Source organism: Ferruginibacter sp. SUN106 (genome assembly GCF_050611765.1).
Classification (GTDB): Bacteria; Bacteroidota; Bacteroidia; order Chitinophagales; family Chitinophagaceae; genus Ferruginibacter.
Map to the genome: position 1 here is coordinate 749033 of NZ_JBODJC010000003.1, position 19360 is coordinate 768392.

General features: G+C 38.7%; 19 protein-coding genes. 14 read left to right on the plus strand and 5 right to left on the minus strand.

The features are described from left to right. Positions 1–162: 162 nt before the first annotated feature. Entirely contained in the window at positions 163–669 is a 507-nt protein-coding gene (locus ACQ334_RS14710) for a phosphoribosyltransferase family protein (protein WP_430988997.1), read from the minus strand. A gap of 227 nt (positions 670–896) precedes the next feature. Between ACQ334_RS14710 and ACQ334_RS14715 the strand changes: the two genes are divergently transcribed. The 7 genes from ACQ334_RS14715 to yiaA all read left to right on the plus strand — a co-directional run bounded on the left by ACQ334_RS14715 (position 897) and on the right by yiaA (position 6752). After that, positions 897–2210 (plus strand): 4Fe-4S dicluster domain-containing protein, encoded by a 1314-nt coding sequence (locus tag ACQ334_RS14715; RefSeq protein WP_430988998.1) that lies wholly within the window; start codon positions 897–899, stop codon positions 2208–2210. 23 nt (positions 2211–2233) lie between these two features. Continuing rightward, positions 2234–2965 carry an endonuclease/exonuclease/phosphatase family protein gene (locus tag ACQ334_RS14720; RefSeq protein ID WP_430988999.1) on the plus strand — a complete coding sequence of 244 codons (732 nt, stop codon included), beginning with the start codon at positions 2234–2236 and terminating at the stop codon, positions 2963–2965. Between the two features lie 105 nt (positions 2966–3070). Next, entirely contained in the window at positions 3071–3934 is an 864-nt protein-coding gene (locus tag ACQ334_RS14725; RefSeq protein WP_430989000.1) for a helix-turn-helix domain-containing protein, read from the plus strand. Positions 3935–4001: 67 nt separating this feature from the next. Continuing rightward, positions 4002–4814, plus strand: coding sequence for an alpha/beta hydrolase (locus ACQ334_RS14730; RefSeq protein ID WP_430989001.1), 813 nt, complete (start codon positions 4002–4004; stop codon positions 4812–4814). A 333-nt stretch (positions 4815–5147) separates the two neighbouring features. Continuing rightward, a complete protein-coding gene (locus ACQ334_RS14735) occupies positions 5148–5645 on the plus strand; it encodes a hypothetical protein (RefSeq protein ID WP_430989002.1) in 498 nt (165 codons plus the stop codon). Positions 5646–5691: 46 nt separating this feature from the next. Then, on the plus strand, positions 5692–6255 hold the full coding sequence (locus tag ACQ334_RS14740; protein WP_430989003.1) for a Crp/Fnr family transcriptional regulator: 564 nt from the start codon (positions 5692–5694) through the stop codon (positions 6253–6255). An 80-nt stretch (positions 6256–6335) separates the two neighbouring features. Then, complete coding sequence (yiaA, locus tag ACQ334_RS14745) at positions 6336–6752, plus strand: inner membrane protein YiaA (RefSeq protein WP_430989004.1); 417 nt, start codon at positions 6336–6338, stop codon at positions 6750–6752. A gap of 70 nt (positions 6753–6822) precedes the next feature. Here yiaA and ACQ334_RS14750 read toward each other — a convergent pair whose 3' ends face one another. Next, on the minus strand, positions 6823–7896 hold the full coding sequence (locus ACQ334_RS14750) for a WG repeat-containing protein (protein WP_430989005.1): 1074 nt from the start codon (positions 7894–7896) through the stop codon (positions 6823–6825). A 299-nt stretch (positions 7897–8195) separates the two neighbouring features. On the opposite strand from ACQ334_RS14750, the gene ald reads away from it, so the two are divergent. After that, a complete protein-coding gene (gene ald / locus ACQ334_RS14755; RefSeq protein WP_430989006.1) occupies positions 8196–9272 on the plus strand; it encodes an alanine dehydrogenase in 1077 nt (358 codons plus the stop codon). Between the two features lies 1 nt (position 9273). Here the strand turns inward: ald and ACQ334_RS14760 are convergent, their stop codons facing one another. Then, complete coding sequence (locus tag ACQ334_RS14760; protein ID WP_430989007.1) at positions 9274–10734, minus strand: T9SS type A sorting domain-containing protein; 1461 nt, start codon at positions 10732–10734, stop codon at positions 9274–9276. Positions 10735–10935: 201 nt separating this feature from the next. On the opposite strand from ACQ334_RS14760, the gene ACQ334_RS14765 reads away from it, so the two are divergent. Together ACQ334_RS14765 and ACQ334_RS14770 are read left to right on the plus strand one after the other, a co-directional pair. Next, complete coding sequence (locus ACQ334_RS14765; RefSeq protein WP_430989008.1) at positions 10936–11520, plus strand: PhnA domain-containing protein; 585 nt, start codon at positions 10936–10938, stop codon at positions 11518–11520. 33 nt (positions 11521–11553) lie between these two features. Further along, the gene (locus ACQ334_RS14770) at positions 11554–12702 is read left to right on the plus strand and encodes an acyltransferase family protein (RefSeq protein WP_430989009.1); all 1149 of its coding nucleotides are present in this window, start codon (positions 11554–11556) and stop codon (positions 12700–12702) included. Here ACQ334_RS14770 and ACQ334_RS14775 read toward each other — a convergent pair. After that, complete coding sequence (locus ACQ334_RS14775; RefSeq protein ID WP_430989010.1) at positions 12677–13207, minus strand: hypothetical protein; 531 nt, start codon at positions 13205–13207, stop codon at positions 12677–12679. The genes ACQ334_RS14770 and ACQ334_RS14775 overlap by 26 nt on opposite strands. Before the next feature lie 159 nt (positions 13208–13366). On the opposite strand from ACQ334_RS14775, the gene ACQ334_RS14780 reads away from it, so the two are divergent. Genes ACQ334_RS14780 through ACQ334_RS14790 form a run of 3 tightly spaced genes read left to right on the plus strand, consistent with a single transcriptional unit; the run spans position 13367 to position 15179 of the window. Continuing rightward, a complete protein-coding gene (locus ACQ334_RS14780) occupies positions 13367–13792 on the plus strand; it encodes a hypothetical protein (RefSeq protein ID WP_430989011.1) in 426 nt (141 codons plus the stop codon). 3 nt (positions 13793–13795) lie between these two features. Next, complete coding sequence (locus ACQ334_RS14785) at positions 13796–14617, plus strand: sterol desaturase family protein (protein WP_430989012.1); 822 nt, start codon at positions 13796–13798, stop codon at positions 14615–14617. A gap of 46 nt (positions 14618–14663) precedes the next feature. Then, positions 14664–15179, plus strand: a complete 516-nt coding sequence (locus ACQ334_RS14790; protein ID WP_430989013.1) for a hypothetical protein — start codon at positions 14664–14666, stop codon at positions 15177–15179. A 14-nt stretch (positions 15180–15193) separates the two neighbouring features. Here ACQ334_RS14790 and ACQ334_RS14795 read toward each other — a convergent pair whose 3' ends face one another. Continuing rightward, positions 15194–16237 carry a GMP reductase gene (locus ACQ334_RS14795; RefSeq protein ID WP_430989014.1) on the minus strand — a complete coding sequence of 348 codons (1044 nt, stop codon included), beginning with the start codon at positions 16235–16237 and terminating at the stop codon, positions 15194–15196. A 254-nt stretch (positions 16238–16491) separates the two neighbouring features. Between ACQ334_RS14795 and ACQ334_RS14800 the strand changes: the two genes are divergently transcribed. Further along, positions 16492–19311, plus strand: coding sequence for a hypothetical protein (locus ACQ334_RS14800; RefSeq protein ID WP_430989015.1), 2820 nt, complete (start codon positions 16492–16494; stop codon positions 19309–19311). Positions 19312–19360: the final 49 nt, after the last annotated feature.

A 19360-nucleotide genomic window follows, 5' to 3' on the forward strand; every position in this document is an offset into this window, starting at 1 on the left:
TGGTGTTTTTTGTTACTGAAAGACTTTATTGAAGAAGTTACTAGAAGAAAGCCGCAAGAGAAAAACGAGTATTATATAACTTTATACAGCAAGTGATAAATAACAATTAAAAAGTAGCGAACCGCCCCTTGCAGCTTGCAACTACTCCCCTTCCTGTTCCCTTCACTCTGCCTCAATCCATGCGCCAACCACTACCTCATTTTCCACCTCTACATAAATATGTTCATCTAATGTGGTAGAAACAGAAAGGCCAACATAATCCACATCCACAGGAAATGTTTTGTGGGTACGTTCTACCAATGCCAGGGTTTGTATCTTTTTAGGATATTGTTCCAGCAAGGGTTTTAAGGCATACAGCATGGTTCTGCCACTGTTGGCCACATCATCTATCAGTATTATTACTTTATTATTAAAATCTATTGCAGCGCTTAAGGTAACTGCCGCAGGATGTTTTTTATCTATCTCCAATTCTATCACCAGTACTTCTCCTTTAAAATTAGCTTCCAGGTAATCGCTGATCTTTTTTGCAATCACTGTGCCATGGTCTTTAATACCAATTAATATCAGTTGTGGTTCATTATAATTGCGTTCGGCAATTTCCAAAGCCATGCGGCGCAATTTCTTTTCGGCCACTGTTGCATTTAAAATATAGTTCTTGCTATTGCTCACTGTATAAAAATTTAAAGATGGAAATTACCAACTATTGTACAATTAAACAATTAAAAGGGAATTGTGCCACAGATAAACTATTGTTTATTGCCTTTGGCAAAAAAGTTGCCACAGATTGCACAAATTACGCAGATAGGAAAATGCTGCTGCAAAATCTGTGCAACTAAACTCCTAAACCTCTAAACTCTAAACCAAAATAATTACCTTAGCAACCACAAACATTGCTTATGCATATTTTCTTTCAAATAGTTTTTGTTGCCTTTGCAGGCTTTGCCAGTTGGTTGTTTGCAAAAAACATCATGCAGATACGCCGCAATATTTTATTGGGTAAAGATGAAGACCTTTCTGATAATAAATCGTTACGCTGGAGAAACTTGTTGTTGCTGGCTCTGGGACAAAAAAAGATGTTTAAAAACCCACTGGTGGCAGTAATGCACCTGGTGATCTATGCCGGCTTTATCATCATCAATATTGAAGTACTGGAAATTATTTTAGATGGTATCCTCGGTACACATCGTTTGTTCTTTCCTTTCTTTGGTGGTTTTTACACTTTCCTCATTAATTTTTTTGAAATACTGGCAGTTGGTGTATTATCGGTTTGTATTATTTTTTTAGTAAGAAGAAATATCATCAAACTGAAACGCTTCATCAGTAATGACCTGGATGGATGGCCACGCAGTGATGCCAATTATATTTTATTGACCGAAATTATTTTAATGACGCTCTTCCTCACCATGAATGGTGCAGACAGGGCTTTGCAATTACTGGGTAGCGAACATTATCATGATACAGGTAATTTTATTTTTTCGGGCATGATTGCTCCTATCTTCAGCGGCATGAGCGAAAGCAGTTTAATTATTATTGAAAGAAGCTGCTGGTGGTTACACATCATTGGTATTTTAGCTTTCTTAAATTATTTGCCTTACAGCAAGCACCTGCACATTATGCTGGCATTCCCCAATGCATATTATGCAAGGCTGAATGTGCAAGGCAAAATACATAACATGCAAAATGTACAAAATGAAGTAAAGTATATGATGCAACCTGAGCTTGCTCCTGCAGGCGATGCGCCACCACAGAAATTTGGTGCTAAAGATATCTTTGACCTGAGCTGGAAAAATTTACTGGATGCTTACAGTTGTACTGAATGCGGAAGATGCAGTGCAGCCTGCCCTGCTAATCAAACAGGCAAATTATTAAGTCCACGAAAAATAATGATGAGCGCCCGTGACCGCCTGGAAGCAGTTGGCAAGAACATTAACACTAATGGCGAATACAAAGATGATGGCAAACAATTACTGAACGATTATATTACCGTAGAAGAATTGCGTGCCTGCACCACCTGCAATGCCTGCGTGGAAGAATGCCCTGTATCTATCTCTCCTTTGGATATTATTATCGAACTGCGCCGTTCTTTAATTATGGAAGACAGTAATGCACCACAGGAATGGAATGGCATGTTCAGTAATATTGAAAATAATTTTGCGCCCTGGAAATTCAGTCCTGATGACAGGGATAAATGGGTGGAGGAAATGAAATGAGTTTTGAATAAAAAACTGCTGACATGACCATCATTACCTGGAATTGCAATATGGCTTTCAGAAAAAAAGCCGCAATCATTTTGCAGTACCAGCCCGACATTATAGTGATACAGGAATGCGAACATCCTGATAAATTAAAATTCAACGATGATATCCCGAAACCAAAAAGTATATTATGGATCGGTGAAAATAAAAACAAAGGGTTGGGTATATTTTCTTATTCTGATTTTAAATTAAAACTACACAAGAGTTATAATCCCGACTTAAAACTTATTGCACCTGTCAGCATTTCCAATGGAAAAATAAAATTTATGCTGCATGCTATCTGGGCCAATAATCCCGGGGATAAAGATGGCCAATACGTAACACAGGTATGGAAAGCTTTAAAACAGTACAGCAAGATCATAAAGAAAAAAAATACTATCCTTATCGGAGATTTTAACAGCAATACCATTTGGGACAGGCCCCGTCGGGAAGGCAACCATTCCACTGTTGTGCAACATTTAGCGGCAAAAAATATTCACAGTGTGTACCACAAATATTTTATGCAGGAACAGGGTAAAGAATCGCATCCCACGCATTATCTATACCGGCACCAAAACAAACCTTATCACCTGGATTATTGTTTCGTTTCGGGTGATATGCTGAACAATTTACAATCAGTTGAAATAGGCAAGTATGATTTTTGGAAACAATACAGTGATCATGTTCCTGTAATTATTCATTTCTCTGAAGAAGAAAATAAGCAGCTTTAAGCTTTGAGCACTTTCAACTTACAATTACTTTTATGCAGAAGCACCAGGAGTTTTGTATATTTATAAGCCAGCACAAAATCACATTCTGTATTAAAAATTCTCAAAATGATCTTAAAAGAATTCCTTCCCGATCCGGCATTCAGAGATTTTGTACGGTGGTACAGGATCGTTCATTTTGAATTTGATAAAAATGCGGCGCAGCCTTTTAAAGCTTTTCCACCAAAACCTGAAGTATGTTTACATTTTTTTCTACGTGAAGGCGAAGCGGTGGCATTATTGAACAGCCCTAAAAAAGACCACCAGTTTCCAATGGTATTAACGGGCCAGCAAACATCCGTAATGAATCGCTATTCGGGCAGGAACTTCTTAAATTTCCAGGTAGTGTTTCAACCCACAGGCTTACATCTTTTAACAGGCATTCCCGCTGAAGAACTAACTAATAAATATATTGATGCCACTACTGTTTTACCTGGCAATATTCGTTTTACCTATGATGCTTTGCAACATGCAACCAATTATGCAGCAATGCTGTTAATTGCAGACAGCTATATTGCTGAGCTTGTAAAAAAACAAAAAAAACAGGTACATCTTTTAGACGCTGTAAGCAAGCTAATGTTGCGTAACGACAGTAACGGTACGCTAGATTGGCTGGCTAAGGAAAGTTGCCTTTGTACAAAGCAATTCAAAAGAAAATTTAATGAACGTACAGGTGTGAACCCAAAAACCTATGCCAGGATCGTCAGGTTCACTAAAGCATTCAATACTAAAAATGCTTTCCCGCAATTTGACTGGTTGAGAATAGCATTGGAATGTGGTTATTTTGATTACCAGCACCTGGTAAAAGACTATAAAGATTTTACCGGGTTAACACCGGTTGAATTGCATTTACTGGAAAATAATTCTCCTGAAAGCAGGCTGGGCCTTACCGGCGAACTGTATAAAAACCGTCATAGTATGCAGGCATTATAAAAAGTCCTTTTTTTACCACCGCTTACCATAGTATACGTTTTAGCTTTGTATAACACAACAAACTTTTATGAAACGTATCATCAGCTTATTCATCTTAATTTTCAGCATGACAACAAATAGTTTTTCGCAATCCGGGAGCAAAACATATATTCTTGTTCACGGCGCATGGTATGGTGGCTGGTGCTGGTATAAAGTAGTGCCACTTTTACAAGCCAAAGGATACCATGTTATAGCGGTTGACCTGCCTGGCTATGGCAATGATACAACTGCTGCTGCATCTGTTACACTTAATGATTATGTACAAAAAGTTGCTGCTGCAGCTAATACCGTAAAAGATAAAGTTGTGCTTGTAGGACATTCCATGGGCGGAGCTGTTATTTCCCAGGCTGCTGAATTATTAGGCCCCGACAAAGTGGAGAAGCTCGTATTTCTTGATGCCTTCTTTTTAAGGAACGGCGAGTCCATATTTGCGCAGGTAGCCCAAATAAATGAAGCAGGAAAAACCGTAACAGATTTTAAAGTGGAACATCCGGCATCAGAATACCTTATTTTTTCTGACGATAAAAAGACCGCATTAATGAATCCCCTGATGATCAAGGAGGTTTTTTGCCACGATTGCTCCGCTGCTGATATTGCTTTGGCCCAGGAAAAACTCCGGTGGCAACCCGTAGCCTGTCTTGCAACTCCAATAAATGTAACGGATAGCCGCTATGGGGCAATCCCTAAATATTATATCCGCTGCACAAAATCCAGGGACCTGGACCGGAGAAGCATTTTACACAATATGCCTTGTAAAAAGATATATGAACTTCCCAGCAGCCACTCTGTATTTTTTTCTATGCCAGAAAAACTGGTGGCAATTTTAGCAGAGATATACTAACTCCGTTTTATTACATATTGCAGCAGTGACCCTGTGGTAAACTGCTGCAAATAATTTTTATTGTTTAATAAAACTGTCCAGTACACTTTCATCTTCTTTTACTACAGACAGGTAGTATATTCCATTTGCAATGGTTATTAATATTAAGTTGAACCCTATTGCTACCACTGGCTATACTTTTTGTTTGCATTGTAAATATTTATTGTGGGGAGTTGTAAAAAATTACAGACCGCAATGAATTGTTTACTTATTAAAAAACTTACTTAAACAGGAGAATGTTAGATATATTTACTGCACCAAAGTGAGTAATTATATTTAAAGAAATAAATTGAATTGCCAGTTAAAAGAAAAAAAATAGTTATAGCATCGCTGATAACCGTATCAGCTCTAGCCATCCTTTATTATTTTTTCACCCACTATCCGGTCGGTACTTTTAAGTATGTAAAACAAAATGACCAGGACCTTGATATTGAAATAAAGATCACTGAAAATTTGGACGGCTTTATTGATATTGATTATAACATGGATGTAAAAATAGGGTTCAATGGAAAATATTACACTAAATACTACAGCACAAGTGGTGATGAAGTTACTTTTCAGTTGTTAAACAATAAAGGCAAAAAGTATATTCTTATTTTCGACAACCTGAAAGACTATTGCAAATGTGAGGATGGTAGTTGCGGTGATTTTTTCAGCACCCTTGAAACATCTTATATGCATCCGGAAAATGGAAAAGACACTTTATATTTTACTAACTATGCAGACTCCATCAAAGGTGACACATTAAGCAGCATACTCTTTACAAACCTCAGGTTCATGAAAATGAAATGATCCATTTTACTATCTTATCTTTAACTACCCGGGAACAATTTTACCGATGCAGCAACTTTTATCTCATATAAAAAACTACGCTCCTTTAAGTGAGGCAGCACAAAGTGCATTGGAAGATTGTTTTGAAATGATGACCTTATCAAAAAATGAATTCTTACTTACGCAAGGCCAGGTATGCAGGCATTTATATTTTGTAGAAAAAGGAGCTTTAAGAGGGTTTTATAATTCAGATGGCAAAGAAGTTACCCATTGGTTTGGCTTTGAAAAAGACTTTGTTACTTCCTTTCACAGTTTTACTACGCATGAACCGGCAGTAGAAAATATCCAGTTACTGGAGGGCAGTATTTTATGGTCCATTTCTAAAGAGACATTAACTGTTTTATTTAACGAGTATCACGAAATTGAGAGGTTAATGCGGATAGCTTACGAAAAATATTATATCCGGCTGGAAGAACGTTTTGTAAATGCCCAGTTTAAAACCGCCAGCGAACGTTACGAGAATTTATTATCGCAAACTCCCCATATTATAGAAAGAGTGCCTCTGGGCTATATCGCTTCTTATCTTGGCATCAGCCAGGAAACACTGAGCAGGATAAGGAGCAAGTTTTAACATTTGCAATTCCCGTTTTTGATTAATGTCAAAAATTACCTTAAGCAATGCCAATAGTTTTGTTGCATAAAAAAATCATTATGGAACAAAAACAAATTCAACCGCCTTCAGCAGCTTTTATTGCAGCATCATGGCTGGCCTTATTTATTGGTGTAATTGCATTTAATACCGGCTTATGGAATGCTGGTATGCAGCTTAATGAAAAAGGGTATTACTTCACTGTACTGATGTTTGGCTTATTTGCTGCTATCTCCGTACAAAAAGCTGTACGTGACCAACTGGAAGGCATTCCCGTAACTAACCTTTATTACGGTATAGCCTGGTTCTCTACCCTGCTTTCTATTGTATTACTCGCCGTAGGTTTATGGAATGCCGAACTGGAAAAAAGTGAAAAAGGGTTTTATGCCATGTCTTTTGTATTGAGTTTGTTTGCAGCAATAGCAGTGCAAAAAAATACAAGGGATATGAAAGCATCCAAACCAACTGAATTATTTTAATAAATCAACTACAAAATAAAAAAAGCTGTTTCAAAAAATGAAACAGCTTTTTAAGTGCTCTATAAAATAATTATTCATCAAAGTATTCTACTCCTTCTGCATTAACATAACCTGTCTTTCCTGTTGCAGTAGTTTTTACCAGCAAATAGTTACCGCCTCTTATGGACCTCACCTCGCTGTATTTTGGAGCAATGAATTTTTTATCCAGGTAATAATAGCCCTTGGTATTATCTGCACCGGTTAACACAAAACCACGATTCTCATCATACACAATGTCAGAAAAATTAGCGTTAATAATATCCTGTTGATTGGCATCTTTTAATTTAGTCATGCCATCTTTCGATTCAATGAAATATGCAGTACCGCTTCTTGGAACAATGTACGATAGCTTTGCCTGTTCCACAGGTATAAAAGCCGTACCGTTACCACTAAACATACCATGCATATTATTTTTTGATGCCAGCAGGGCCGTACTTCCATTAACCTCTATTTTTTTTATGGAATCATATTCAAATGGCACCAACACATCAAAAGTATTATTGATTAAACCATAGTGATTGTTTTTTAAACCAATATAATAGGTATGCTCATCCCCCGCTAATTTATAATCATCTGTAATTTTATCATACACATTGGAATTAGCCCCCAGGCTATATTCCTTTTGCCTGGTAATAGTAACCAATTCCTCATTATTTCCCGGCCTGTTTTCATTAATAGCCGGGCATTTAGACATTACCAATCCTTTTGTATCAATACACACTTCAGCTCCATTGGGTTTTAATGAAGCTCCTGCAAATAAAACGGTGTCTTTATTTTTTGTAAGCTTGCCCCCTGCGGTATGTTTTCCCTTATCATCAAAATAACCATAGGTAAATGGCTTGGCAGAATAGAATTTAAATGGTATCACCAGTTTACCCGCTTTGTTAATATAGCCATATTTGTTACCTTTTTTAACCACAGCATACCCTGCAACAAACCAGTTGGTTTCATTATAGGTGGGTTTAATGGCAATACTCTTGTCGGGGTTGGCATAGCCCCATAAATCACCATGACGGTAGGGTATTAAAGAAGGATCGAATTGCTGTGAAAAAGCTGTAAATGTTGCAGCAGTTAAAATAGCTGCAATTAAGAATCGTAGTTTCATAATGCTTGTTTTTTAACTAGTAGGCAAATTCCTCTCCAAAGTAACAACAAACGCTAAAAAAGCAGTAATTGTATAAGTATAAAAGTTTTTAAAGATTTTCGAATTTAAAATAATCATTGTTTAAAATCAATGCAATCGGTTGTATAAAGCTTAAAAGCCTGTTTGATATTTATTCATTTCGTTAGAATAAAACAAATTACAAAATAACCGATGTTTGTAAAACAGAGTTTAATTTATAATTTCAATAGAGTTTTTGCCGCTTTAAATACATATTCTATAACCCCATATTTAACCTACTTATGAAAATTGGTGTTCCAAAGGAAATTAAGAACAACGAGAGTCGTGTGGGCATAACCCCGGCTGGCGTATTTGAACTGGTAAAAAACAGCCATACTGTTTACGTGCAGGCAGGCGCCGGTGAGGGCAGCGGTTTTACAGATGAAGATTACACTACTGCAGGTGCCACGCTCATTTCCTCAAATATTGAAGTATATGGCCTTAGTGAAATGATTGTGAAAGTGAAGGAACCGGTACAGGAAGAATATGCATTGATAAAAGAAGACCAGGTTTTATTTACATACTTTCACTTTGCATCAAGTAAAGAACTTACACAAGCCATGATCAGCAGCAAAGCCGTTTGCATTGCTTACGAAACCGTTGAAGACGAAGATGGTACGCTGCCTTTGTTAACCCCCATGTCCGAAGTAGCAGGCAGAATGGCCATTCAGCAAGGCGCAAAATATTTAGAAAAGCCAATCAAAGGAAAAGGCATATTACTGGGCGGTGTGCCTGGTGTGCCTCCCGGAAGAGTATTAGTTTTAGGCGCAGGTGTTGTTGGGTACCAGGCGGCAAAAATGGCTGCAGGCCTGGGCGCTCATGTTACCATTTTAGATATCAATATGAAAAGGCTGCGTTATGTAAATGATGTAATGCCCAGCCATGTGGTAACCGAATTTTCAAGCGAATACAATATCAGGCGGCATATTAAAACCCATGATCTTATTGTTGGCGCTGTTTTGGTAACCGGCGGTAAGGCTCCTAAATTAATTACAAGAAGCATGTTGAAAGAAATGCACCCGGGAACTGTGATGGTAGATGTAGCTGTTGACCAGGGTGGTTGCTTTGAAACCACTAAACCCACCACACACGAACATCCCACTTATATCATTGATGATGTGGTACATTATTGCGTTACCAATATGCCTGGTGCTGTGCCCTATACATCCACATTAGCATTAACGAATGTTACTTTACCCTATGTACTCAAAATTGCAGGCATGGGCTGGCAAAAAGCATGCGAACTAAATAAGGATCTTAAGAAAGGGTTGAACATTGTTAATGGCAACATTGTTCACGAAGGTATTCCGAAGCCATAGTTTATTTTGTTCCTATCAACTGCCCTTTGGCTATAATACCTTCGGTACTGCTTATACGATAAGTATACATACCTGATGGCAGATTACCTGTCTTGATTTGTGTGGAACTGCCAGAGATCTTTTTGGTAAATGCCAGTCTTCCATTACCATCAAACAATTCTATCCATAAGTTTTGCGAAGCAGGTTGTTTGGCAAATGTTATTACCAGGTAGTTATTAAACGGATTGGGATAAACACTAACTGCCACAAGTTTATCATTAATGTTTTTTGCAGTCAACATCAAAGGCATAGCAGCCATTGCCGGCGCTTGTATTGTTGAGGTAAATGAAGATGAATTTAAAACCAGGGTTTGTAATACCAGCTTAATTCCCTGGCCTTGCAAAGGCAATTGTTTTTCCACCACCAATGGTTTTAGTTCTGTTCCTTTTTCTTCTGCGGATAGTTTATCCAATTGCACAACCCGTATATCATCATCATCCCACATACCACTGTTATTAATGCAGTAAGCCAAAACAGTACCATCCCCATTTAAGCAGGGTTGCAGGCTTGCCTTGGTTACATTTATTTCGGCCGGTAATTCATTGGCTAATTTAAATGCACTGTTTTTATCTGCACGTTTAAAACAATACAGCTTTTCTGTTTGATCGGCAGGATTTTTAAGGCTACAATAATAGGTCAGGCCATCTTTGCCCAGTTGCCCGGGGCCAACCACTTTATTATCCGGCACAATTAGTCTTTCTTTCCTGGTAAAAATACCGGCAGCATTTTTTACATACCGTATTGTACCATCCGATTTTATAGTCTTAGTATCATTATCGCCTGTGCAATCAATAACCATTAATTCACTGCCATCGGCAGATATGCCGGGAGCAAATAACCTGCGGTCTTTCAGTTCTTCAATCACTTTTGGTGTACTGAAATTTTCTGTAACACTTTTTCTTGTAGCAATATATAAAGTATAACCTTCCAGGGTCAGTATCATGGTAAGTTCATCGGCTGTAAGTGATACGGCATAATATTTATTTTCTAAAGAAGGAAAAGCTTTATGCGGTGCTTCAAATGGTTGGTCTACCGATGAACGCCGGGAAAAATAAATATTCCCATGACCGCCATCCCGGTTAGAATTAAAATATAAGCGTAAACCATCTGAAGATATCCATGGATAGGCATCGCATTTATCAGCGATATTTATAGCTTTGGTTTGTGCGAATTCCGGCTTTGGTGTTTTACTACTTTCATTTTTTATTAAAACATCGCTGAGAATGTCTTTCTCAACTTTTGAATCTACCTTGGCAAAGTTTGTACTATCTGCCGCTTCGTCCACTCTTATTGATAAACAATGCGGCGCAACTGTCCTTAGTTTTGTTGAAGAACGTTTAGTGGCGGTCCGCTGGGCAGAAGTTTCTGTTGTAATGGCTGCTAAAAGAAAAAAACAAATGGCGAGGGTGGAAAGTTTGCTCATATTATTTCAGTTAAGTGGTTGTTACAAAATACAAAGCCAGATCAAAATAAATTGTTAATTGTCTCCCGGCAATTGGTAAGATTCAACAATCACTGTTTTTGCATAAATATTTTTTATTTTACTACCGCCAACATACAAGCCCTGGTTAAGCCTCTGCAATAAATTTATTACCTTCGCCCACTTTAATTAAACAGCAATACCATGAGCTTTGAAAGGGAACTACAGAAAAGGAGTAACAATATTTGCGAATTGTGTGGTTCTGACGATGCCAGCATCGATTTTCCTGTCCCCTTCAGCCCGGGTAACAAGTTAGAACATCATATATGGATATGCCCTGCCTGTAACACCCAGATGGAAAATATTGAAACTGCAGATGCCAATCACTGGCGTTGCCTGAATGACAGCATCTGGAGTGAGGTACCGGCAGTTAAAGTAGTTTCGTGGCGCATGCTGCATAAATTAAAGCAACTGGATTGGGTGCAGGATCTTTTAGACATTGCTTATTTAGACGACGAAACCCTGGAATGGGCCAAGGCTTCCGGCGATGATGCCAACCCCGATGACCTGGTAAAACATATAGATTGTTTTGGAGCCGTATTGCAGAACGGAGATAATGTGGTGCTTACAAAAACCCTCAATGTAAAAGGAGCCACATTCAATGCCCCGGTGGGTACCATAGTACGTAAGATACATTTAGTGGCCGACAATGCAGAACAGATTGAAGGCAGAGTAAATGGTTCGATGATTGTGATATTGACGAAATATGTGAAAAAATCCAGCAACTGATAGTAAAAACCATTTCATCCCTATACAGCAGCAGTGGAGCAGCCTCAATTACAACATAAACTTTACGGGCTTGATCATCTTCGTGCCCTTGCCATACTGCTGGTTTTTGTTTTTCATTATGGTATTATCTTTCCATCTCCGCAATGGGTAACCAGTATTGGAAAATTTGGCTGGACTGGGGTTGACCTGTTTTTTGTATTGAGTGGCTATTTAATTGCATCGCAGTTATTTTTAAAAATTTCGCAGGATAAAAAAATATCTTTCCCCGAATTTTTTACCAAACGCTTTTTTAGAATTATTCCTGCCTACCTGGTTGTGGTAGCCATTTATTTTTTATTGCCTTCATTCAGAGAAAGAGAAGCCCCTGCCCCGCTTTGGAAATACCTGACCTTTACACAAAACATCGGGCTCGACATTAGTAAGCAGGGGACTTTTTCGCATGCATGGTCGCTTTGTATAGAGGAACAATTTTATTTATTGCTTCCCCTGATATTGATAGCACTGGTTTATTTTAAAGCGATAAAAAAAGGGTATTGGTTGCTGTTGTTTTTATTTTTTGCAGGTATTGCAGTAAGGCTTTATTGCTGGCACTCACTTGTAGCTCCGTTTATTGACGATGATAATTTTACAATCCATTGGTACAAGTGGCTGTATTACCCTACTTTCTCCCGGCTTGATGGATTATTGATTGGTGTTTCAATTGCAGCGATGCTGCAGTTCAGGCCGGAATTTAAAGAACGGGTGCAGCAAAACGGCAACTTTTTTTTATTAGCAGGTATGCTCATTTTTGCAATAGCTTATTTTGTATGCGGCAATGAAGAATCATTCGGCGCATCAGTTTTTGGTTTTCCGTTGGTGGACCTTGGTTTCGGATGTATTGTTTTGGGAGCTGTTTGCCGCAATAGTATTTTATATACTTTAAAATCTAAAGCCACCTCAACCATTGCCACCTTATCTTATGCATTATATTTAACGCATAAAATAACTATTCATTTAACGCAGCAATATTTTTCCTCATTACATATTGCAAAAGACAGCACCATTATGTTTTTCATCTGCATTATAACATCGTTGCTGGTTGCACTATTGATGAATAAGTTAATTGAAAAACCTTTTTTAAAGCTTCGTGAAAAAATATTACGTCCGGCAACAACGCTTAATTCTCAGCCCAGTTCACTTTAATGTTATGTTTTGCAGCATATAATTTTCCTGCTGCAATAAGTTTATTGTAGAGTGATTGATATTGTGCAAAATATTTTTCGTTTATAGCTTTAGCTTGTTGCTGCAGCTGCTCCTTTGCTACGCCATTATCAAACGCTGTTGCCAATTGTGTATATTCGGTTTTATACACCGGTATTACCAGGTTGTATAAGGCGATTGAACTTTGCAAAATATCTCTGGCATCTTCTGTTTCCTTTAAACTTTTTACCTTTTTGTACTCTTCTTCTACAAATTGGATCTTCTGGTTAAGTTCTTTCAATCTTTTACCGGGAACCGCCTGGCCTTTCTCATCCATTTTTGCTGAAGGAGATTCCATTTGCCTTAATTGTCCTTCTCCGGCAAAACCACTAAGCATATTACTGTTTAAAACAGCCCTGTCAAAATAGTTTTCGGGTGTTGCTGTATTGCAGGCCGCAAAGAAAAGGCTGCAAAAAATAACAGCCACTGATACGATGTATTTTTTCATTGTATTTATTTGCCGGCGAAAATAGCCGGAAGTGAACCGAAAGAAAAGTAACAGTTTGCAAACGGTGCTTATATTTTATTAATCGGTTAAAATTTTATACCCGTTTTGTTTATGTAATGGCATAAAAAACTGCATCGTACCAATTACAAACACCAACTAATGATAAAACACTCCAGGCTCGTTAAAGCACTCACCCTTTTTAGTTTTATATTTTTAATCACTGCTTTTTTATTATACCGTACCGGCAGTTTTGAAACTTACCTGTCAGGTAAGGGCTCCGATCTTCAAACAAGTCATAATGGTGGCACTATCAAGCCAGCCAGACTGGATTCCCTATTACCATCAACTATGGATTCATCAGAAAGATTAATGATGTACTCTTCCAAGTCGATGGTACTGGTAGATAAAAAAATAAACCTATTTGATAGCATAATAAAAAAGAAGAAAAAATTTCCTGAATGGGCAACACCTCCTGTAATTATGAGTAGTTCAAAATCAGGAATGATATTTACACCTAAGGAAACGAAGCTTGCGATTGATACCCCAAAATTTGATATCAAAAAATTTAAACGACTCAAAAACTAAGCCATGTCATTTTTAAATTTGTTACTGGCAACAGGTGCCAGTTTATTATTTTTAGTGTTGGTATTTATTCCAATGGAAAAAGTATTTCCTGCAAAGCCCGGGCAAAAAATATTCCGCAAACATTGGGTATTAGACCTCTGTTATTTTTTGGGGCAATACTTAGTGTGGAGTGGTTTGGTTTTAACCTTGCTGAATTATTTCAGCTTTTGGTTAGATGATATCATTGATCCTAATTTCAGGACATTGATACAGAAACAACCTTTGTGGCTGCAATCTGTTGAAGTATTATTCCTGAGTGATATTTTAATTTACTGGGCACATCGCCTGCAGCATAAAGTAGATTTTTTATGGCGCTTTCATAAAGTGCACCACAGCGCCGAACATTTAGATTGGCTGGCAGCACATCGTGAACATCCGCTCGATTCTATTTACACCGTGGGCCTGATCAACCTGCCTGCTTTTATTATGGGGTTTCAGCTAGAAGCATTGTCTGCAATTGTTGCTTTCCGTGGCATATGGGCTATTTATATTCACTCTAATGTAAGATTACCACTAGGGCCATTAAAAATATTGATCGGTTCGCCTGAATTGCATCACTGGCACCACGACATAGAAAGAGATGCAGGCAATTACGCCAACATTTCTCCAATAATGGATAAACTGTTCGGCACTTATGTATGCCCGCCACAGGAGCCTGATGAATTCGGGATAAAAGAAAATTTTCCGAAAAATTATATCGGGCAATTATTAAAGCCGGTACTACCCGATGTGGTGTGGAAAAAAATTGTGCTTAAGAAAAATGACACCCGATCTTTGAATAAATAAAATAATGATCGTTAAAAACCCAGGCGTTTATAACTACAAAATAAAAATGAAATTTACTTTTACCATATTCTTCGTATTCATAAGTTTGTTTTCATTCTCCCAATCCGGAAAGATAAAACTTGATCTCACCATTGCAGATACTAATAAACCCTACTCTTTAGAAATATACGTCAATAAAAAGCTAACAACTATAAAAAGAACAACTGTAACTAAAAGCGGCACTTATACTATCAATGAACTTGAAGAGGGATATTATAACCTGAAGTTATTTTCATTTAATTCAACTGCCCGTAGCTTAAAAATTGACAGTCTATATGTCAACAAGGGCTCGGCCATAAATCTTACTGTAACATACCCTCTACCCTGCAAGTATAATTATCCAAAAGACTATATTCCAAAATGCCCTTATAATCATGTTGATAAGATTGTAAGAATATTATATGGCAAGCCTGGCAAGGAAATGATTAACAAGGCTCAAAAAGGCGAGATTCATTTAGGTGGTTGCATGGTTTCTGACTGCGACCCCCATTTTTATTGTACCATTCATAAACTGGAATTATAAAGTAGCGGAATTCATTATTCTTCAAACCATTCATTGTGCTGTTCCTGCACCCGTATAAATGTAGTGCGTTTGGTCAATTCTTTTAAATAAGACGCCCCAACATAAGTGCAGGTGGAACGTAAGCCTCCTAATATATCCAGTATCGTTTCTGTTACCGGCCCACGGTAAGGCATCTTAATGGTCTTACCTTCTGACGCCCTGTATTCTGCAACGCCACCGGCATATTTATTCATGGCTGTTTCCGAACTCATGCCGTAAAATAATTTGAATTGTTTGCCATGTTCATCTTCCACTAATTCGCCTCCACTTTCTGAATGGCCGGCCAGCATGCCACCCAGCATTACAAAATCGGCACCGCCGCCAAATGCTTTGGCAATATCACCAGGTACTTTACAACCTCCATCAGAAATAATTTGTCCACCTAAACCATGCGCTGCATCCGCACATTCAATAATAGCAGATAACTGCGGGTAGCCCACACCGGTCTTAACACGTGTGGTACAAACAGAACCGGGGCCAATACCTACTTTAATAATATCTGCCCCCGACAATAATAACTCTTCTACCATCTCTCCTGTAACCACATTGCCGGCAATAATTATTTTATCAGGATAAGTTTCTCTTGCCCATTTTACAAAACCCACAAAGTGTTCGGAGTAACCATTAGCTACATCAATACAAATAAAACGCAGCGACGGACAAGCTGTAATGACCTGGTGTAATTTTTCAGCGTCTGCTTTTGCTGTGCCAGTACTTACACAGATATAATTTATTATTTCCTTTGGCGACGATTGTATAAATGTTTTCCATTGCTCCACGCTATAATGTTTATGCACTGCTGTTATCAGCTGATGTTGTGCCAGTACCGCAGCCATTTCAAAAGTACCTACCGTATCCATATTGGCAGCAATGATGGGAATTCCCTCCCACTGGTTACCGCCATGCCTGAAATGAAATTTCCTGGCCAAAGAAACTTCTGCACGTGATTTAAGTGTTGAACGTTTTGGGCGAATCATCACATCTTTAAAACCAAGTTTGATATCATTTTCTATACGCATGCTTTAAAAATTTACAACTGGTAAGTTAAACAAATCATCAGAATATATGCGCAGGTATTTCCCGGTTCATGCATTACCTGCTACCTGTTTCTGAATAATTTGAATTCTGAAAATACTTTTGCCAAAGTGAAAACCAGTAAATTTTACTTAGGAAAACTACGGCTTTTGCTGTTTATTTTTAAACATCGGGCTAATCTTCCCAATGTGGCAAAATATTTGCTCCTGTTTGTCTGCAACCGCCTTATCCAATATCTATGACAAGAACTACTAGCCCCATTAGATTTGTTTTGTCGTTATTCTTTTTCCTGTTAAGTCTTCAACCCATGGCGCAGCCGAATAGCTGGCTGCCCCGTGGCGTTGGTGGTGGTGGCAGCATGTTCTATCCTACTATTAATCCTGCTAATGATAACGAGTTTTATGTAACCTGTGATATGAGCCAGCTCTTTCACAGTACAGATTATGGCGCTACTTACACACAAGTACCATTTACAAAATTACAGACCGGCAATATTTCTACCTATGAATTTACCAGCAACAGTAACACGGCATACTGTATTGCAAATGATGGCAACATTAATTATGCTGTACGCACTGTAGATGGTGGCAGCACCTGGAATGCAGTACCCGGCAATCCTCTGGCAGGCGAAGATGTATATGCGTTTAAAGCAGATTACAACAACCCCGGCCGTGTTATTATTGGTTATTACGGTGCGCTGTATATTTCCAATGATTACGGGGTAACTTTTTCATTGATAAAAAATGCAGCAAACAGCGGCGCAGGCATAACTGTTGCCGGAGTATTTTTTGATGGCAGCAATATTTATATTGGTACCAATGAAGGTATTTTATATTCTTCTGATGGCGGCAGTTCATTCTCATTTCTTGCTACCACAGGTATGCCTGCTGCAGAAACTATTTTTTCTTTTGCCGGGGCAAAGGTTGGTGCAGTAACAAGATTTTTTTGCGTTACTGCAAATACAACAGACATATACAACGGCATTTTTCCATGGGATTATTATGGTTTTGCTAAAGGAGTATATGCCTTAGATGCCGGTACAAATGTGTGGACACCAAAAATGACAGGCATCACCATTGCCAGCGATTTTGTGATGTATGTGAGCATGGCAAAAAATAATATCAACACCGTTTATCTTGGTGGCAGTGATGATAATACCGGCGGTAACTTAGTAATGAAAACAACTAACGCCGGCACATCCTGGAGCAAGGTATTTATAACTGCGAATAACCAAAATATAAAAACGGGCTGGTCGGGCCAGGGCGGCGACAGAGGCTGGGGCTACGGAGAAACCTGCTTTGGAATTAGTGTGGCGCCTAATAATGCCAATAAAGTTTTATTTGGCGATTTTGGTTTTGTACATAAAACCAGCGATGGTGGTACCACCTGGCAACAGGCTTATGTAAATGCAGCAGATGAACATCCGGCCAATGCCCCCACTCCACCCAAACAGTATTACAGAAGTGTTGGATTAGAAAATACTACATCATGGCAGGTGTACTGGCAGGACGCCAATAACATGTTCAGCGCATTTTCTGATATCAATGGTATAAGAAGTACCAATGGCGGCGTAAGCTGGAGTTTTGATTTTACGGGGCATACCGCCAACAGTATGTACCGCATTGCAAAACATGCAAGCAACAGCACTATGTTTGCAGGCACATCAGGCATACATGATATGTACCAGAGCACAAGATTGCAGGATGCTGTTTTAGATGTTACCGATGCAGGAGGTAAAATAATTTACTCTACCAACAATGGCGCTGCATGGCAATTGCTGCATTTATTTAACCACCCGGTATTTTGGGTGGCCACAGATCCGAATAATATAAATCGTATGTACGCCAGCGTTATACACTATGGTGCAGGTGCAGGGCAAGGAGGTATATGGATGACGAATGACCTGAACAACCTGGCCGGTTCTGCATGGACTAAACTGGCAAACCCGCCACGTACAGAAGGGCACCCCGCAAGTATTGTGGTGTTGAATGATGGCAAGATGGTGTGTACGTATTCGGGCAGAAGAAATCCGGGTGGTGCGTTTACTGCAAGCTCAGGTGTGTTTATTTACGATCCTGTTGGTAATACCTGGACGGATGTTTCTCATGCGGATATGCAATACTGGACAAAAGATATTATCATCGATCCTTCTGATCCCACACAAAACACCTGGTACGTTTGCGTATTCAGTGGCTGGGGCGGCGCACCTAATGGCAGAGGAGGATTGTTCAGAACCACTAACCGTGGCGCATCATGGACAAAATTGACCGGTACACAATTCGACAGGGTGACTTCCATTACTTTTAACCCTGCGCAATTAACACAGGCTTATCTGACAACAGAAACCCAAGGGCTTTGGCTGAGTAATAACATAAATGCAACAACACCAACATGGTCATTGGTAACTGCGTATCCCTTCCGCCAACCGGAAAGAGTTTTCTTCAATCCATTTAATTCAAATGAGATATGGGTGAGTAGTTTTGGCAATGGTTTAAAAATGGGTTTACTCAGCGGTCCGCTTCCAATAAAATTATTGTCTTTTAATGGCAATCGAAATAATACTATCAGTCAATTGCAATGGCTTACTGCTAATCAAAGCAGTGGCGATAAATTTGAAATTGAAAGAAGCAGTAACGGTATTCAGTTCAGTAAGATTGGGACTGTGAACGGCAGCAGCAATACACAATATTATTTTACAGACACAATAACAGCAACAGTGCTGTATTACCGTCTTAAAATGATTGCGGCAAACGGGGCTGTCACTTACAGTAATACAATTTTATTTAAAGACAGCACCACGCTGCAAAATGATATTGTATTGCTGAGAAATCCTATAAGAAATAATAGTATCGAATTAAAAATAACCAGCACCACTGCAGATAAGCTACAATTGCTGGTAACCGACGTAAGCGGTAAAAAAATACTCTTGCAGGATATAATGGTTATACAGGGCGTAAATCAGCTGAACGTTCCATTACCTGCAATCATAGCGAAAGGAATTTATACGATGCAGGTGTTTGGCACGAGTACTGCAAAATCATTCCGCTTGCTGCATTAATAAAAACGTACAGCAAAACTTCTGCTAAAGCCTTACAGAAGGTTTATAT

Excerpts from the sequence above, each read along its gene's own strand:
- ald (WP_430989006.1), top strand. The coding sequence starts at position 8,196 with ATGAAAATTGGTGTTCCAAAGGAAATTAAGAACAACGAGAGTCGTGTG.
- ACQ334_RS14760 (WP_430989007.1), bottom strand. The coding sequence starts at position 10,734 with ATGAGCAAACTTTCCACCCTCGCCATTTGTTTTTTTCTTTTAGCAGCC.
- ACQ334_RS14740 (WP_430989003.1), top strand. The coding sequence starts at position 5,692 with ATGCAGCAACTTTTATCTCATATAAAAAACTACGCTCCTTTAAGTGAG.
- ACQ334_RS14800 (WP_430989015.1), top strand. The coding sequence starts at position 16,492 with ATGACAAGAACTACTAGCCCCATTAGATTTGTTTTGTCGTTATTCTTT.
- yiaA (WP_430989004.1), top strand. The coding sequence starts at position 6,336 with ATGGAACAAAAACAAATTCAACCGCCTTCAGCAGCTTTTATTGCAGCA.
- ACQ334_RS14785 (WP_430989012.1), top strand. The coding sequence starts at position 13,796 with ATGTCATTTTTAAATTTGTTACTGGCAACAGGTGCCAGTTTATTATTT.
- ACQ334_RS14750 (WP_430989005.1), bottom strand. The coding sequence starts at position 7,896 with ATGAAACTACGATTCTTAATTGCAGCTATTTTAACTGCTGCAACATTT.
- ACQ334_RS14790 (WP_430989013.1), top strand. The coding sequence starts at position 14,664 with ATGAAATTTACTTTTACCATATTCTTCGTATTCATAAGTTTGTTTTCA.
- ACQ334_RS14795 (WP_430989014.1), bottom strand. The coding sequence starts at position 16,237 with ATGCGTATAGAAAATGATATCAAACTTGGTTTTAAAGATGTGATGATT.
- ACQ334_RS14765 (WP_430989008.1), top strand. The coding sequence starts at position 10,936 with ATGAGCTTTGAAAGGGAACTACAGAAAAGGAGTAACAATATTTGCGAA.
- ACQ334_RS14715 (WP_430988998.1), top strand. The coding sequence starts at position 897 with ATGCATATTTTCTTTCAAATAGTTTTTGTTGCCTTTGCAGGCTTTGCC.
- ACQ334_RS14720 (WP_430988999.1), top strand. The coding sequence starts at position 2,234 with ATGACCATCATTACCTGGAATTGCAATATGGCTTTCAGAAAAAAAGCC.
- ACQ334_RS14725 (WP_430989000.1), top strand. The coding sequence starts at position 3,071 with ATGATCTTAAAAGAATTCCTTCCCGATCCGGCATTCAGAGATTTTGTA.
- ACQ334_RS14780 (WP_430989011.1), top strand. The coding sequence starts at position 13,367 with ATGATAAAACACTCCAGGCTCGTTAAAGCACTCACCCTTTTTAGTTTT.
- ACQ334_RS14775 (WP_430989010.1), bottom strand. The coding sequence starts at position 13,207 with ATGAAAAAATACATCGTATCAGTGGCTGTTATTTTTTGCAGCCTTTTC.
- ACQ334_RS14730 (WP_430989001.1), top strand. The coding sequence starts at position 4,002 with ATGAAACGTATCATCAGCTTATTCATCTTAATTTTCAGCATGACAACA.